Origin of the sequence: Pseudomonas urmiensis (assembly GCF_014268815.2) — a bacterium.
GTDB lineage: Bacteria > Pseudomonadota > Gammaproteobacteria > Pseudomonadales > Pseudomonadaceae > Aquipseudomonas > Aquipseudomonas urmiensis.
Genome location: NZ_JABWRE020000001.1, coordinates 2,776,952 through 2,793,301, shown reverse-complemented (window position 1 = coordinate 2,793,301; position 16,350 = coordinate 2,776,952). Strand labels below are relative to the sequence as shown.

The window sequence follows — 16,350 nt, the reverse complement described above, 5'->3', positions numbered from 1 at the left end:
TCAGTAGCGGCTGAACTGAACCTGCTTGACCAGCTCCTCATACAGGTGCGCATAGGGCTCGACCGCCTGGCACCAGTTGAACGGCTGGGTCATCGACAGGCAACGCATGGCGTGCAGCAAATCCTTCTTGGCATAGATATAGAATGCCCGGCTCAGCGCCTCGCGGTAGCTGTCCACGGTCGATTCGTCGAACAGAAAGCCCGTCACGCCATTTTCAATGGTGTCGGCCAGCCCGCCGGTATTACGCGCCACCGGTAGCGAGCCGAAGCGCTGCGCGTACATCTGGCTCAAGCCGCAGGGCTCGTAGCGCGACGGCATCAGCAGAAAATCACTGCCAGCGAACATGCGCCGGGCATCGGTCTCGTTGAAGCCGATGCGCACGCCGATCCGCCCTGGGTGACGCAAGGCCAGCTCACGCATGGCCTGTTCTTCTTCCGGCTCGCCACGGCCGATGATCGCGATCTGCCCACCTTGCTCGACGATGAAGTCGGCCACGCCCAGGGTCAGGTCCAGCCCCTTTTGATAGACCAGGCGCGAGACCACGGCGAACAGCGGGCCTTCGGACGGCTCCAGCTCGAACAGCTTGCGCACTTCCTCGGCGTTACGCGCTTTGCCGTCCCAGTCGTTGATACTGAAGTTGTGCTGCAAGTGGCGATCGGTGGCTGAGTCCCAGCTTTCGTCGATGCCATTGGGGATGCCGCTGAGCAGCCCTTGATAGGCCTTGCTGGCGAGAAAACCATCCAGCCCACAGCCAAATTCTGGCGTGGTGATTTCCTTGGCGTAAGTGGCACTCACGGTGGTGATGTGGCTGGAGTAGGCCAGGCCCGCCTTGAGGAACGACAACTTGCCGTAGAACTCCATGCCTTCTTGCTGCATGGCGTGGTCAGGGATCGCCAGCTCCGGGCTGCAGCCGCGGCTGTAGACCCCCTGGTACGCCAGGTTGTGAATGGTGAACAGGGTTGGCGTGCTCAGCCCGCGCCAGTGCATATAGGCCGGCGCCAGGCCTGCTGGCCAGTCATGGGCGTGGACCAGGTCCGGCTTCCAGTGCGCCATGCCTTCACCGGCCGCGATCTCGGCGGCAGCCAGGCCCAGGCGGGCGAAGCGGATATGGTTGTCGGGCCAGTCGCGGCCATTGTTGGCGCCATAGGGAGTGCCCTCGCGCTGGTACAGCTCGGGGCAGATCAGTACATAGATGACCAGGCCGTCGGCCAAATCCATCCGGCCCAGCTTGCAGGGTGGCAAGGCGGCGTGGCCACCCAGTTCGCCAACGATATGGATCGGATTGTCACTGTCCACCACCTGCGGATAGCCTGGGATCAGCACGCGGACATCGTGCAGATGGGCCAGCGCCCGCGGCAGGGCAGAGGAGACGTCGCCCAACCCACCGGTCTTGACCAGGTCAGCGATTTCCGAGGTGACGAACAGCACTTTGCGCTTGTTCGGATTGTGTTGGCGCTGGGCGCCCGGTGCCTTGGCTGTCGTGGCGAAATCCGGCTGGAGCGGCTCGCGGTTGTCCGGGTTGAATGAATCTACGTGAGGCTCGACAGCGGCACTGATCATACTTCTCTCCGTCCCTATTGGCCGGGTGGCAGGCACCCGTTGCGTTATTTCGTGTTGGTTCTCTCTAGTGCGAATCTTGGTAGTGCAGTCCTTGCCCCGAGGTCGTGCGCGCACGCACTGCGCGATCGGCATTCCTGCCGATGGCGGTGAGACTGATTGGGGTGGTTGGCCGAGGCTGGGGAGGTCCCGTTGCGCTGGCCTACTTAGTTCCTGACCCACCGCTGTTTAGGAAAGTTCGACTTTTTTTAGCTCGGTTTTTCCTGAGCAAATGGCGGGCCGAAACCAGAGTGTAGGAGAGCCGGGGATAAAAAGGTGACCCGTTGGTCACTTTCGTTATGAGGCGAGATAGACGCAAACGTTGGCGTCTGTTGCAGGATGTGAATGGGGTGGGAGAGGGGTGTTTTTAATTGGCACAACGGTGGGGCGGTGGTGGTTTTCAGTTGCGCTATGGTGAGGCGTGAAAGCGGTAGCGCACCATTTTGGGGCATTGCTTGCGGTGTCATAGCCCCTGTTCTTGGCCCACAGCGTCATGCCCCTCAGAGCGCTGGGGACAATTTTGTAGGAGCGGGCTTGCCCGCGATGAGGCCGGCACAGTCACTCATCGAGGTCCAGGCGTTGCTTGCGGTTCCACAGCGGGCCTGCCTGCGAGCGGTCTTGGTACTTGGCGGCCGATTGCTTGTAGAGGCGAGTGGTTGCCCAGGTATTGGTGCAGCAGGTTGTCCATCTGCCGGCTGAGTTGGAGGCCGTTGGCCTGGGGCGCTTCGTGGGGGCGAGCAGGTTGCTGGCGGAGGCGAAGGTTTCCGAGCCTAGCCGGCTGTGTGCGCCGAGCAGGCGGTTGAGCTAAATATATGGGTGGTAAGGATTGCCATGCTAAAGTAAAGCGTTTTTCGCAGAGTTCAGTATGGAAGCAAATTTTTGACGGTCAGTTTCAGAGATTTCCATTTGTTCCATTAAGGATATGGATCTCTCGATTGTGTCAAGGATCATCGAAATTTGTTTTTTGGGGGCGGCAACTTTAAACTCTTGATGAGATATATGTAAGCGGAATTCCATTGTTCTGTTTCTTTTATTAAGCTTTGCGACTTCTGGGTAGTGAGTAATGAACTGGTCAGAAAGAATTACTGAGATGAAGCTCCATTCGAGAATGTTTGAGTCAAACGATAGGTGGTGCATCAGTTTTCTTATGACGGGTTTTATTGAGTTTCTTGCTATGTGCTCATCGGGTCCCAGGTCGGCATCTATTTCGCCAGACATAAAAAACATCATGGTGAATTTCCTTGTTTTGGATTAATAATCGCTTTGTGAAGTGGCGGGCGTCAGCCGTTGTCGGCAGCTTATATTGTAGGATTTCTGATGTTGCCATTGATGCATTTGCCGTTTTCCACCGCTTTTCTCTGGGCGAAATACAGTATTGTGTCTTTTTAAAGTAGGGCTGTGTGTATCGGTACTTCTCCCGGGTAGTTAGGTTTGTTTTGGTATGGCGAATACCCTAATCAGTTCTTCGTTGCAAGCCTTGTCAAACCACCTGCTTTCAACAAATGTGAACTGTTCCATTAAATTACATTTTTTGAAAAGGTCCTTGGTTCGCTTCATTTCAGTGGATATTCTTCCTTGCTGATTTTTGATTAGATTTTCGTAGAGAGCCTGGCCCGCCTCGTCAGGGTATACAAATAGCCGTGGTATCAGGGTAGGGCCATACTCCTCTTTATCGAAATTCATAAAGGTGATGGCGATGAGCCCTTGCTTAATTTTCTTTGTGTGGCTAATTAAGCGTAGAGTGTTCAGGATGAAGTATGAAAATCCCAACAGAAATTCAGATGCATCATTTCCATTTAGCATTTTTTGTAGCGTTTCAGTTCGGCAGTCTCTTGATATAAGAGGCATTTCCTCAAAGCTATCAACTTCGTCAAAGAAGCGTTCAAGGTCTCGGTAAGATTCTTTGGATACTATGTTTTCGTAAAATTTTGGTAAATTCATTTTTCAATGCTCCAGTCATGACTATTGAGCCATTCGATCGTTTTCGGCCAAAGTTTACTTCACCCTTGCCTTTGTCATGAATCGAACCGTCTTGATTGTATCCAGGTCCGCATTGGCACTGTGCGTGCCACTGATTCTTGGGTGCTATTTCTTCAGGTTCATTAATACAATCGATTTCTAAAGGTGCTTGTTTTTTAAGCACCTTTCTTTGTGCTTGTCTTGGAGTTCCACTGATTTTTTTGGATAAGCCTATAGGGTCGACCCAATCCACAGGATTCGGAGCATAGGCATAAAGATTCAGCACTCCGGCATACCCAATCGGTTCCGCCGAAACAAACCGCCCCACCTGCGGATCATAGTGCTGGTGGAATCTTGCCGTTGAAAAAACTGTCTATGTAGTGTCTAAAGGTATAGGGAGTATTGTCCTGGTGTTAGGTTGTGTAGGTCTGTGCGACAGTCAGGAATTATATAGATGTTTAGCTGTTTGCCTGTGGCATAACAATCTCCAAAGTTCTGTATTTCTGCGATGGATGTTGGGGCCTCAACATCGCCGTAAATACCATCTACATCTAAGCACCATAAGTCATCAATCTTTACTAAGTGTACACCGGTGCAAATGGAATGGGCCTGGTTCCCTTTCCATAGAATTTTAAGGTTTACAACATCCTCTACGATTATTTTGATAGTGTCCCATCGCTCGCTGGATGCAAGGTGGTTTTTTGCGTAAAAAAGCCCCTGCACTGAAAGATTTCCTGAAGCCGGATAGAAAAATCCGAATGATAAAACTAATCCGTCATCAAGGTTGTGGTATTCGGTCATGAACTTGGCTTTAATGTCGGTCATGGCTACGTGTTATCCGATAATTGATTTTTTTAATATTGTAAGGGTCATTGATTTTATTTGTTGTGCGTTGCCCATTGAGTGATAAGTTTGAGCGTTATTCGATTATTTGGAAGGTTATCCAGCCTTCGATTATTTGCAGGTCTTTGATAGTGAGTTTGTTCTCTGGGTTTGTATCTGTTGTGGCGTAAAAATTTAGCGAGGCAATTTGTTTTTCAAGTTGATCTGCATGGGTAAGGAGGATCTGGTTTGCTGCGTGCTCTAGACTTCTGAAGAGATTTTCATACTGCTTAAAATATTGTGTTGGTAAAAAAGTTCCACAGATCTGTAATTCTGCTTCAGCTGTTGTTCTGCCAATGAGAGTATGGGTGCTGTCAAATATTTCGAATGTCGATTTGTTGGTTAGCATTTGGTGTTTTTTCCTAATGCGTTAGTTGATTTTCTTGGTTTTCTCGGTGAGTGCTAAGTATCCTCTGATGAAGCGTGATTCCTTGACTATATATCTGTTGCGTGCAATTCCATGTAAAAATCCCAGTGTATGACAGTTTTTCTATTTTCTGATAGAGATATTGTATTGATGAAGTCAGGCTCATCTATAAAATCAAGCCACTCCCGTAGGTGTGCTCTAATTGCTGTAAATGCGTTATCAATATCTATGATGAATAACTTTCGTATGGAGGTGGTAAGTTTTTGCTGGTTCGTATTAGTTGATAAGCCTGGGGCGGATTTATGTTTGATGAGATCGATTTAAGACGGGCTTTTGCTGTTTTAGCCAATTGTTCATTGCTTTTTTGATTTGCTCAATATTTTGTACGCTGCCACAAATGCAAAGCTCTTTTGAGTTATCTAGTTTGTTCTCAAAGCAAGTTATGTCGCTTGCGTCAATGTCGAGAATCACCCTAAGCCTGTCCTGGTTTGATAGATGCTTTGTTGAAAATATGGGGTTGCCATTCATGAAAGGCATTCCGTTTGCAAAATGGGTCCTATAATAGGGGGTTTGGAATTGTTTTTGATCTAAATTCTCTTTTTTTAGAAGGGTGTTGAAGGTTTTCTCGAAGTGCTCTTCGAGGGCTTGGTAAATTTCGGGGTGGGATAGATAGTTTTCAAACATGTTATTTCTCGGTGGAAGCTAGACCTGAGTGTACTGCGCTGTCTAGCCTTTCATGTGCTGTATCTTTAACCTTGAATGATAGGGCTTGCTTGGTTATAATTTTTTGGGTTTTTTTTCCGCTGTGAGTTCTAATGATCTAATGGTTTATCCGAGTTATAGAGTAGGCGGATTGGATGCAAAAGCTGAGAAATTATCAGCAATGAACTTTGCTTTTCCGGTTTCATGGCTCCATAAAACAACTTCAGGTTCACCTTGTGATCCAATGGATTCGTAATTGAAGCAGAAATAATCTCCTGTGCCATATTCCGCGAAAGGCAATAGTGGCGACAGGTCTAGTGATTCGTGCGAGTGGTTGTTAATCCAGATTGCCCACCCTTCATTAAAGTTTTTGGTGATTGAGCTCCAAGTCTTGCGAAGATTGTTAGGGTCATGTACTGGAAATACCGTTAGCCCATCTAAGCTTCTCCCATTGTTTATCAGTAACCAATTGAAGAACGATTGGGGGAACTTTCGGTTAAGCTGTGCCTCGGCTATGCGAATAGTGTCAGCTGTAGTGCCTGTAGTGAATTTGTGTTGCATTTCTTAGTCCGAGGGGCGTGCTCCAGGCTTCAGTAAACTTAAAGCGCCTGACCTTCGCGGCCCAGGCTGTGGAATGTGTATTGTCAAATATGACTTATGAGTGACGGTGTGCTAATCAAAAAGTTTTGCATGCTTCGGTCTCACAGGTCTGGGTGTGCTGACGGTATTGAGTGATGTCGATTGATTGCCCTTATTTCTTCTAGTGTTAGAGATCTGGTTTTAATGATTTTTGCTAATTCATTCTGCCAGGCAAGTTCGCTTTTTGTGAGGTCATCGATATGTTTTCCGTATATGTCTATGCTCTCTAGTACCTTGCCGATAGCATATTCGGCTAGTTTGATGTCTTGCTTTAAGATGTACTCGGCCGAATAGTACGTGCAGATTGCGGCGCACTGAGCTTGGCTGGCTAGGCTGCTGCAGTAATCTTCTGTGTCTGGTATTAATTGTTTAATGGCTTCAAGTGTTGTATTTATGTCGAGTTGAGGGCTGGGTGTGCTGTTAAATAGGGTGTCAATTAAGTTTTGAAGGTCACTGGTTTGTTTGCCGATATTTTTTGTAAATGTATTATGTGTGTGTGCAATTCGATCTGCTGCCAATAGGCAGAATTTTGTTGTTTCTTTGACGTTGAGGTTGCCGGGGATTTTGGTCATTGGTCCTATCTTCTGTTGCGGCTTTTTCGACCGCTAAATGGAGTGTTCGTAGTTACGCCATTCGACTTAACTAATGCTTCGCAGTCTAAGCAGATGCCACGGCTGGCGTCAACATGCTTGGCTCCGGCGTTAATTAGCGTCTCTTCTGCATGGCCAATGCCATTGTGAACTGAAAGACCTGTGCTTTCTGCATAGATTTGTTGTGACTTTGGAACTTTTGGGTCGCTGGATGCAATTCCTATTGTGCCATCCGGCATAACTCCCGCGGCCGTGGTTTTATATGCTTGAGCTATTGGGTCTAGAGTATTATGGGCCTCCTTCGCGATAGCGCCAGTTAGCGAGTTGCAAGGGTATGGCTTACCTGGTTTTTTTGAATGTAGTCCAAGGGGGTCCAGCCACCCCACTGCATTCGGCGCATATTGATAAAGATTCAGCCCCCCGGCATACCCAATCGGATCCGCCGAAACAAACCGCCCCACCTGCGGATCATAGTACCGGTACCGGTTGTAATGCAGCCCGGTCTCGACATCCAGGTACTGCCCCTGAAACCGTAGCGCAGTGTCGAGTTTCCTGCGCTGCGCGGCCTCGCTGAGCCTCACCTGGGCCTGCCCCCAGGCCTGGTAGTCCGCCCGCCAGACCATCTCGCCGTGCTGATCGGTCAGCTCCAGCGGGGTTCCTAGGTGGTCGCATTGGTACCAATCCAGCGCTTTGAAGGCCGGTGCCTGTGGCTGGTATTGCCAGACCGGATCCTGATCGATGTCATACGGCCCGTCATAGCTCGGCTCGGGCAGCAGGGCGATTTGTTGCTCGTACGAGGCCTGCACCAGCGGCACGAAGGTGCCTGGCTCGTAGAGGTAGTGTGTGGTGCGTTCGCCGCGCGGGTGGTAGGTGCTTTCAAACGCCAGGTGGTCGCCGTCCCAGCCATAGATGCTGCTCTTGCAGCCGTAGCGCTCATCGAGGTCCAGGCGTTGCTTGCGGTTCCACAGCGGGCCGGCCTGCGCGCGGTCTTGGTACTTGGCGGCCGATTGCTTGTAGAGGCGCCGGCCGAGGGCGTCGTAGCCGTAGTTGACCTTGAGCCGGGCATCTTCGTAGCCCACCAGGCGGTCGTACAGGTCCCAGGTGAAGCGGCCGTGCTGGCCGTCCAGCCAGCGCTCGCTGAGGTTGCCGCGGGGGTCGTAGCGGTAGTGGTTGCCCAGGTACTGGTGCAGCAGGTTGTCCATCTGCCGGCTGCGTTTGAGGCCGTTGGCCTGGGGCGCTTCGCGTGGGTCGAGCAGGTTGCTGGCGGGGTCGAAGGCGAAGGTTTCCGCGCCTAGCCGGCTGTGTGCGCCGAGCAGGCGGTTGAGCGGGTCGTAGCGGTAGCTGAGCGTGCCGCGGTTGCTGTCGTCGATGGTGGTCAGTTGGCCGGCGGGGTCGTAGTGGTGCTGGCGCTTGTGCAGGTAATCGTTGCTGCCGGGCCGGGTGAGGCTTTGCGTGTGCAGGTAGCCGTTGGCCGTCCATTACTGGCGTTGCTGCAGGCCGTTGCCTTGCACGCGGTTGAGCTAAATTATTAAAGAGCGTCTACTTTGGTGTCAGGACAAAATTAAGCTCAGTAGTTGAAAGTAAAGCTGCCTATATTTAGCTAAATATCACTCATGTCGAAGCCGCTGGCGCGCTCTTCTGATGCTGCTCTAGATAAGTCAAGATTGATTCACGGTTCACTCGCTTTTGGCTGAAAAACGTGATGATTCATGTGTGGTCCTACAGTTTGCGTGTTTCTGAAATCGAGCTTAGTTGGCTTTTGATAAGCGCTATTTCGATTTCCGAGATAAGTTGCTTTTCGTCTGAGATGGTATCAATTTTTTTTGCCTCTACGATCATAAGCTCTAAGCATTTGCGGATTTTATTAGTGAGATCTACTTCTAACGAGTTGTTGTTCAGTGTTATCCATTCGTTTTTTGAATAAACTAAATCGATGGTGAGTATTTTGTCTCGCTTTAAAAACTTAAGTCGTTCTATTCCGCTAGATTTGAAGTCTTGAATATCTCCTGAGACCCTTAATCCAATTGATAATACTTTTATTAGTTGAAAATATTCTTTTGTAATTGCGGTTTTGAATGATGCGTTCATTTTTTTTTGTAATGGCCAGAAGGCCTTGCTAGCATTTGGATCCCCGTATTGACCGCTAATTGCTATTTTCATACTTTATCTCCAATTGGCTATTTGTTATTTGCGTTTGGATCCAGCCCACGGCTCATTGTTAAGAGGGCCTGGGAACCTCTCAACAAGTCTTCGCTCTCGGTCCAGTATTTCTGCTCGCGGCCCGATTCTATAAGCCTCCAAACGCCCCCCGTCGAGTTCCTTAACTGAGTAGCGATTACTGGGGGACTGGGTTATGCCCCATTTTTGGAAATTTCCCTCTGCATCGAATCTACCGTAAAGAGTGGTTGGGGCCTCGCTGTTTCGGTGATTACCGTGAACCTTTTTGTCCAGTAAATCCAGTTCACATGGGCAAACTCTGTTGGGGTCTTTGCCGGTTGAAAAGGTCCCATTAGAGTTTCTTGGCTGTCCTTTCCACAGGCCTAGCGGATCAATCCACTCAACTGCATTCGGCGCATATTGATAAAGATTCAGCCCCCCGGCATACCCAATCGGATCCGCCGAAACAAACCGCCCCACCTGCGGATCATAGTACCGGTACCGGTTGTAATGCAGTCCGGTCTCGACATCCAGGTACTGCCCCTGAAACCGTAGCGCAGTGTCGAGTTTCCTGCGCTGCGCCGCCTCGCTGAGCCTCACCTGGGCCTGCCCCCAGGCCTGGTAGTCCGCCCGCCAGACCATCTCGCCGTGCTGATCGGTCAGCTCCAGCGGGGTTCCTAGGTGGTCGCATTGGTACCAATCCAGCGCTTTGAAGGCCGGTGCCTGTGGCTGGTATTGCCAGACCGGATCCTGATCGATGTCATACGGCCCGTCATAACTGGGCTCGGGCAGCAGGGCGATTTGTTGCTCGTACGAGGCCTGCACCAGCGGCACGAAGGTGCCTGGCTCGTAGAGGTAGTGGGTGGTGCGTTCGGCGCGCGGGTGGTAGGTGCTTTCAAACGCCAGGTTGTCGCCGTCCCAGCCATAGATGCTGCTCTTGCAGCCGTAGCGCTCATCGAGGTCCAGGCGTTGCTTGCGGTTCCACAGCGGGCCTGCCTGCGCGCGGTCTTGGTACTTGGCAGCCGATTGCTTGTAGAGGCGCCGGCCGAGGGCGTCGTAGCCGTAGTTGACCTTGAGCCGGGCGTCTTCGTAGCCCACCAGGCGGTCGTACAGGTCCCAGGTGAAGCGGCCGTGCTGGCCGTCCAGCCAGCGCTCGCTGAGGTTGCCGCGGGGGTCGTAGCGGTAGTGGTTGCCCAGGTACTGGTGCAGCAGGTTGTCCATCTGCCGGCTGCGTTTGAGGCCGTTGGCCTGGGGCGCTTCGTGGGGGTCGAGCAGGTTGCTGGCGGGGTCGAAGGCGAAGGTTTCCGCGCCTAGCCGGCTGTGTGCGCCGAGCAGGCGGTTGAGCGGGTCGTAGCGGTAGCTGAGCGTGCCGCGGTTGCTGTCGTCGATGGTGGTCAGTTGGCCGGCGGGGTCGTAGTGGTGCTGGCGCTTGCGCAGGTAGTCGTTGCTGCCGGGCCGGGTGAGGCTTTGCGTGTGCAGGTAGCCGTTGGCCGTCCATTGCTGGCGTTGCTGCAGGCCGTTGCCTTGCACGCGGCCGATTTCCCGGTGCAGGGCGTCGCGCTGGTAGCTGAGCAGCTCGGCGTCATCGAGCTTGATCGCCAGTAGGTGGCCGCTGCCGTAGGTCAGCCAGCTGACCCGGTGGCCATCCGGGCGGGTGGTGGCACAGCGTTGGTTGAGGGCGTCGTACTCGTGCTGCCAGATGGCCACGCTGGGGGTGTCGAGAAAGCGGTAGTACTGGTGCTCGCGGCTGAGGTTGCCGGCCCGGTCGTAGAACCACTGCAGCTTGCTCTGGCTGTTCTCGGCCATGAGCAGCTGGCCGTTGCCGTCGTAGTGGAAGGCTTCGCTTTGCCAGTGCTGGCCATGGCGGTGGCCGGCGTGGCGTTGGCTGAGGCGGCCGAGCGGGTCGAAGGCGAACTCGATGATCCGGTCTTCGTCCAGCTGCTGGGCGAGCACGCCGCTTTCGGCGTGGTAATGGTAGCTGCGGCGTTTACCGTCGAAGCCGGTCTCGCTCAGCAGGCGGCCCATGCTGTCGTAGCTGAAGCGGGCGCTGCTGTGGTTTTCGTTGCGCAGCTCGAGCAGGCGGCCGAGGCGGTCCCAGCGGTAGTCGAGGGTGTGCCCCTGGGCGTCGGTGCGTGTGGCGATCAGGCCGGCGACGTTGTAGGCCCAGCAGGTGCGCCGCTGCAGCGCGTCGGTATGGCTGAGCAAGCGGCCTTCGGCGTCGCGCTCGAACTGCTCGTGGCTGTGGTCGGGGTGGGTGAGGCGGGCCAGTTGGCCGGCTTCGTAGGCGTACTCGGTGACTTGGCCGAGGGCGTCGGTGTAGCGGATCAGCTGGCCGCAGGGGTCGTAGTGCCAGTGGCGGGTGTGGCCGGAGCAGTCGGTGTACTGGCTGAGCAGGCCGTCGGCGGTGTAGGCGAGGGTCTTCTCGTTGCCATTGGCATCGATTACGGCGATGGGCAGGTTGTCGCTGTTGTAGCGGTACTGGGTGGTGTTTTCCAGCGGGTCGATGGTTTCGATGAGGTTGCCGCGCTGGTCGTAGTCCCGCCGCCACAGGCCGCCTTCGGCGTCGCGGGTCTTGAGCAGCTGGTCGTGGTCGTCGTAGGCGTAGTGCACGCAACTGCCGTCGGCGCGGGTATGTTGCAGCAGGTTGCCGCGCTCGTCGTAGGCGAAGCGCTCGGTGCTGCCATCGGCGTGCAGGTGCTGGGTGATGTTCTTGGCGGTGTCGCGCAGCAACCACTCTTCGCTGCCATCGGGATGAATCACCCGGTAGGTAAAGCCCAGGCCGTCGTAGTAGTGCTTGGTGACCTGGCCGTGGGCGTCGGTGACGCAGGTCAGGCGAACATCGGCATCCCACGCCAGGCGGGTATCGAAGCTGCCATCGTCGGCCCACTCGCGCACCGCCTTGGCGTCAGGCCCGGTGCCTTGCCATTGCAGGTTGATGCCGCGCCCGCTGCGGTCGCTGTAACGGGTGATCAGGTGATCTTGGTACTGGTAGCTCCAGCTGGCCTGGTGCTCATCGTCGGCCTGCAGCAGGTCGCCGTGTTCGTCGTAGCGATAGGCGGCCAGCTGGCGGTGTGGCTGGCCGTTGCGCACCTGCCACAGCGCACTGATCCGACCGTGTTCGTCGAGCGCGGTGGCCAGGTGCTGGTGCTGCACCTCGTTCTGGTAGGTCACTAGGTCCGACAGCACCGGGGTGCCCTGGTGATGGTGCTCATAGTGCAGGTCGATACGCGCGCCGCCGCGTTGGCGGATGCTCTGCAGCACGAAGCGCTCGCCCTGGCGCTGGTAGCTTTCCTGGCTGGCATAGCCGCGGGCGATGACCAGTTGCGTCTCTTGGGTGCGAATCAGCACCAGGCCTTCGATGGCGTCGTAATGGTGCTTGCCGATTTTCGGCAGCGGGTAGGCGTGGCTGCGACCGTCCGCGGCGTGGTAGAGCACGCCCTGCTTGAGCACATCGAGGCAGGTCGAGAACGGCGTGATCCAGCGGGCGCCGAACACGCCACGGTCGAGCGCCGCCAGGCTGGAGCGGTAGGTGCGTGACCACTGCAGCGCAAAGCAGCCGGGCAAACTGAAATCGGTGTGGGTGAGGGTTTCGCTGCCACGGGCGAAGCTGATGCTGCGGCAGGTCGAGGGGCAGCCATCCTTCTTGGCGGACGGATCGGCTTTGGCCGGGGCTTCGCTGGAGCGGGCGACCAGCTGGCCCTGGCCACTCACCGCAGTGGCCTGGCTGGTGCCGTGCGGGGCGATGTTCTGCGCCTGGGCCTTGCGCCCTTTGCGATTGGCCAGGGCGGTCAGCAGCATGCTGACCAGGTAGCCAATGCTCTGGGTGTTGCTCGGGTCGGCCAGGGCGTTGATTTTCCGGTGGGCGTTGGCGCCGATGGTTTGCGCGGTATCGGCCACTTCCAGCAGTTTGCGCACGGTCGCATCGGACATGCGCGGGTCGTCGATCAGCAGGGAAATGGCCATGCCCAAAATGCCGGTGGAGGCGACGAACTTTTTCCCGCTCTTGACCGTTTCCGCGATCTTGCGCTGGCCTTCCGGGCTCGCCACCGAGCGGATCATGCTGGCGAAGCTGAGGCAGGTTTGCTTGATCTTGTCGGCGATCTGGCTCAGCAGGCTGGCAAGGCCCTGTTGCAGCGCGGTGGCAAAGTCTTCAATGGCGCCGGGGGCGAGCGCGTTGAGGTTGCTTTCCAGCGCGGTCAGCAAGGCATTGCCAAGGGTGGCTTTGCTGTGGCTGCGCAGCATGTGCAGGGTCGGGCGGATTGCCGCCCGGGCGGCGCCGACGCCGGGGAAGGACATGATGCCGAAGACGTTGATGCCAAAGCTGATCCAGGTAACGACGTCATCCTGATTGCCATCGATCAGGGTAATCAGGTCTGCGATGGCATCGATAGCGGCAAAGACGCCGCCAACACCTGGCAAGACCGAGCCAACGGTGTGGATGGTGTTCCAGCCGACGGTGTCGTTGGTCATGCGCAGCAGCCACTGGTCGAGCTTCTTCATGCTGAAGTCGACGTCGCTCTGGTGCAGGGTGTTGGCCGGGACCAGCGCCACTTCGCGGTGAGTTGAAGGGGCGGCGCTCATCGGCTGTGCTCCGTGGCCGAGCGGGCGGCTGGGAGAAGGCCGAGTACCGTGTTAGTGGTGGAGGGGCGTGTTTTTGCTGCCAATGGCACTGCGTTGCTCAGTGCTGCTGTGGCAAAGCTCGGTGTGGTTGTGAGCGCAGCAACCTTGCTGATCGACACGACTTCATTGATGAGGGGCTGAGCAAGCCTAGGCGTTTCCACCGGCAGCTGGTCAGCCAGAGCAGGGCGATTGAGTTCGTCAACAAAGCCTGGCGTCGTCCACACATCGGTTTGGTCTAGCCCAAACAGTACGCTCGCAGGGCCTGGTGCCACACCGTCGATTTGTGCATGCCCTTTGTTGTCGAGCGAGCCTTTGAATACCTTGCCCAGCGCATCCTCGACCCGGTATGTGCTGCCCTCGAAACTGTGCGTGTTGGCGTAGCGTTGAAACAACTGCAAATTCCCTTTGCCCGTCGTGAGCTCCTCAGGAAACGCCGCCGCCTCACTCTTCGCGCCCTGGTACACGAAGTCGCTGGCATGGGCGCTATACACCCCATTGGTGGCGTGGCTGATGCCGCCAGCGTTGTAGGTGGTGCTGCTGCCGGCGGCCTGGATCACCAGCTCTTCCTTGGCACTGAGGGTGATGCGCTCGGCCGTGACGCTGACCTTGAGCTTGGCCAGCAGGTTGATGTTGTCTTTCAAGGCGCGGATATCGATGTCGCCGGAGGCGGCGACCAGGCGCCAACCAAGGCTCTGCACGAAGCTGCGCATGCCCCGGCTGGCACTGACCAACAGGCGCTTGCCGATGGCCAGGCTGGTGTGGCCGCCACTGCTCAAGGCCAGGTGTTCGCCGCTGGCAATGTGGGTGGACCCAGGCGTTGAGGTGGCGATGCCGGCCGGGCTGGCCATGACCAGTTGCGGGGTGTCCAGTTCGGTGCGGGCACCACTGCCGTTGATGGCCTGATGCTGGTCGTGCAGGGCCTTGGCGACGTCATCCTGATCGCCTGCCTCTTGGGCCAGGTGATCACGTGCGAGGGCGTAGAACGTTTCGTGGTACTGCTGGGCAACGCCCAGGCGTTCGGCGGTTTCGGCCAGGTCGGTCTGGTGCTCGCAGGCGTTGCGCCGGGGCTCGGTGGTCAATAGCAATCCGGCGCCGGCGCGTACCACGCCGTGGCCATCGCTGCGTAGCTCGAAACCTTCGCCGCGTGGTTGACCGCCCAGGGGGCGAGGGTGGGTCAGATAGCCCAGGTGCAGGGCCGAGGCCTGGTGGTCGCTCATCAGCGTGGCACTGATTTGCCCTTCGGTATCGTCCAGGCGCAGCTCGTTGTGGCGTTGGCCTTTGTGCTCCTTGCTGCGGATCGGGCTCAGCGCCTTGAAATCGGGCAACTTGTACGGCGGCCGGTTGACCGCATGGTAGCTACGGCCAATCACCAGCGGCTGGTCGCCATCGCCATCGAGAAAGGCCACCACCACTTCCTGGCCCACCCGTGGAATCGCCATATGGCCCCAACCGGCGCCAGCCCACTGCTGAGCCACCCGCACCCAACAGGAACTATGGCCATCCTCGCGACCTTGGCGGTCCCACGGAAACTGCAAGCGCACCCGACCGTGCTCGTCGCAGAAGATCTCCTCGTTGCTCGGGCCAACCACATGGGCGATCTGTGGCCCGTCGATGCGCGGCTTGGCCAGCAGCGGCGCTTTCCAGTCGACGCTGTCGGGGATCAGCTCAGCGGTGAAGCTGTAGCGGGTGCCGACTTCGGCACCTGCCGCTTCTTCCTCCAGGCTGGTGTGTTGCACGCCTTCATGCCGCATGCTCACCGCGCGCCAGCCACTGTTCAGGCTCTCGCGTGGGTGGCCGGTGAGGGTGAAGGCAAGGCCGGGGACAATCCGCGCATCGTCGCCCATGACCGTGGCTGTGCGCGCATCACGGCGCAGCGCCTTGAGGCGGGTCTGGGTGAAGGGCAGGCCGGCTTCATCACGCTTGTAGCGCCCGGGTGCGTCATAGCGTTCATAGCGTGGGTGCTGGTGTTCGAGGCCTTGGGCCTGGACGCTGTGCTGCTGGTCGTAGCGGGGGTGTTTGAAGCTGTAGTCGCGCTGGGTCTGGCTGCTGCTGCGCAGCTGCTCGCGGTAGCTGAAGCGGCGCAGTGCCGGCTGCGGCTGGTCGCCGCCGGGGTTAGGCTGATAGAGCACTGGCGCGCCTTCGATAGCGCCGAGGGTCATGATTCGGTCGGTGTAGATCAATGCATGCGCGCTGGCACTGTGCCGGAAGACCGACAGCAGGCCTTCTTCGGCGGCCAGGCGTTGGTAGAAGTCCAGGTCCAGCTCGCCCACTTGGACGCAGTACTCGCGCGGTTGATGGGGGCAGGTCAGGCGTTGCTCGGCACTGAGCCGGTAGCGCGACTGCAATTGCTCATCGAGGATCTGCGTCACGCTGCGGTGCTGGAACACTTGCCAGTCCGAGCGCAGCTGGGCGCGGGCCAGTTGCGGAACGACTTCGGCGCTGTAGCGGGTGCGCCGCTGACCGCTGCTGCCTTGCTCGAAGCGGCTGATGATGCCGTGCACATGGCGCACTGCTTCGCCGTGGCTCCACACGGTCAGGCAGGCGGGCAGGTCGAGCAGTTGCGCAAAATCGATATCGGGGTCGTCGCTGACCAGTTCGATCTGCAACGAAAAGCACTCGGAGATCGCTTCGCTAAGCGTGAAGCTGACGACATCGAAGGCGATGTCGTTCGCGCAACTGAAGGTAAAGCGCACATCCTGCTGTGTGGGCATTCGGGCTTCCTGCATCGCCGATCCATGGGCCAGGATGAACCCCGCAGGGGCAGGGCATCCGTTTGGGCTCGATGGTGCAAGGAAGCGCTTCTCGGTCAAAAGCAGACCGGTCTGATGCGAGCGTGGG

Annotated in this window: 13 protein-coding genes; all 13 read right to left on the bottom strand. The window is 56.4% G+C overall.

Annotated elements, in window-relative coordinates; genetic code table 11:
• Positions 1-1,560: a glycogen synthase GlgA gene (glgA, locus tag HU737_RS12425; protein ID WP_186554827.1), complete on the bottom strand. Its 1,560-nt coding sequence runs from the start codon at positions 1,558-1,560 to the stop codon at positions 1-3.
• Positions 1,561-2,430: 870 nt separating this feature from the next.
• Positions 2,431-2,826 (bottom strand): Imm44 family immunity protein, encoded by a 396-nt coding sequence (locus tag HU737_RS12420; protein WP_186554826.1) that lies wholly within the window; start codon positions 2,824-2,826, stop codon positions 2,431-2,433.
• Between the two features lie 195 nt (positions 2,827-3,021).
• Positions 3,022-3,537, bottom strand: a complete 516-nt coding sequence (locus HU737_RS12415; RefSeq protein WP_186554825.1) for a hypothetical protein — start codon at positions 3,535-3,537, stop codon at positions 3,022-3,024.
• Positions 3,479-3,883, bottom strand: a complete 405-nt coding sequence (locus tag HU737_RS26420) for an RHS repeat-associated core domain-containing protein (RefSeq protein ID WP_186554824.1) — start codon at positions 3,881-3,883, stop codon at positions 3,479-3,481. The genes HU737_RS12415 and HU737_RS26420 overlap by 59 nt, the downstream gene beginning before the upstream one ends.
• Positions 3,884-3,939: 56 nt before the next feature.
• Entirely contained in the window at positions 3,940-4,380 is a 441-nt protein-coding gene (locus HU737_RS12405) for a hypothetical protein (protein ID WP_186554823.1), read from the bottom strand.
• Positions 4,381-4,474: 94 nt separating this feature from the next.
• The gene (locus tag HU737_RS12400; protein WP_186554822.1) at positions 4,475-4,786 is read right to left on the bottom strand and encodes a hypothetical protein; all 312 of its coding nucleotides are present in this window, start codon (positions 4,784-4,786) and stop codon (positions 4,475-4,477) included.
• 318 nt (positions 4,787-5,104) lie between these two features.
• Positions 5,105-5,488 carry a hypothetical protein gene (locus tag HU737_RS12395; protein ID WP_186554821.1) on the bottom strand — a complete coding sequence of 128 codons (384 nt, stop codon included), beginning with the start codon at positions 5,486-5,488 and terminating at the stop codon, positions 5,105-5,107.
• A gap of 153 nt (positions 5,489-5,641) precedes the next feature.
• Positions 5,642-6,067, bottom strand: coding sequence for an SMI1/KNR4 family protein (locus tag HU737_RS12390; RefSeq protein WP_186554820.1), 426 nt, complete (start codon positions 6,065-6,067; stop codon positions 5,642-5,644).
• A gap of 140 nt (positions 6,068-6,207) precedes the next feature.
• Positions 6,208-6,717 (bottom strand): hypothetical protein, encoded by a 510-nt coding sequence (locus HU737_RS12385; RefSeq protein WP_186554819.1) that lies wholly within the window; start codon positions 6,715-6,717, stop codon positions 6,208-6,210.
• A gap of 5 nt (positions 6,718-6,722) precedes the next feature.
• Positions 6,723-8,153: an RHS repeat-associated core domain-containing protein gene (locus tag HU737_RS12380; RefSeq protein WP_496198507.1), complete on the bottom strand. Its 1,431-nt coding sequence runs from the start codon at positions 8,151-8,153 to the stop codon at positions 6,723-6,725.
• Positions 8,154-8,454: 301 nt separating this feature from the next.
• Complete coding sequence (locus HU737_RS12370; RefSeq protein WP_186557777.1) at positions 8,455-8,895, bottom strand: Imm44 family immunity protein; 441 nt, start codon at positions 8,893-8,895, stop codon at positions 8,455-8,457.
• Positions 8,896-8,919: 24 nt separating this feature from the next.
• The gene (locus HU737_RS12365; RefSeq protein WP_217838530.1) at positions 8,920-13,473 is read right to left on the bottom strand and encodes an RHS repeat-associated core domain-containing protein; all 4,554 of its coding nucleotides are present in this window, start codon (positions 13,471-13,473) and stop codon (positions 8,920-8,922) included.
• Entirely contained in the window at positions 13,470-16,223 is a 2,754-nt protein-coding gene (locus tag HU737_RS12360; RefSeq protein ID WP_186557247.1) for a type VI secretion system Vgr family protein, read from the bottom strand. The genes HU737_RS12365 and HU737_RS12360 overlap by 4 nt, the downstream gene beginning before the upstream one ends.
• Positions 16,224-16,350: the final 127 nt, after the last annotated feature.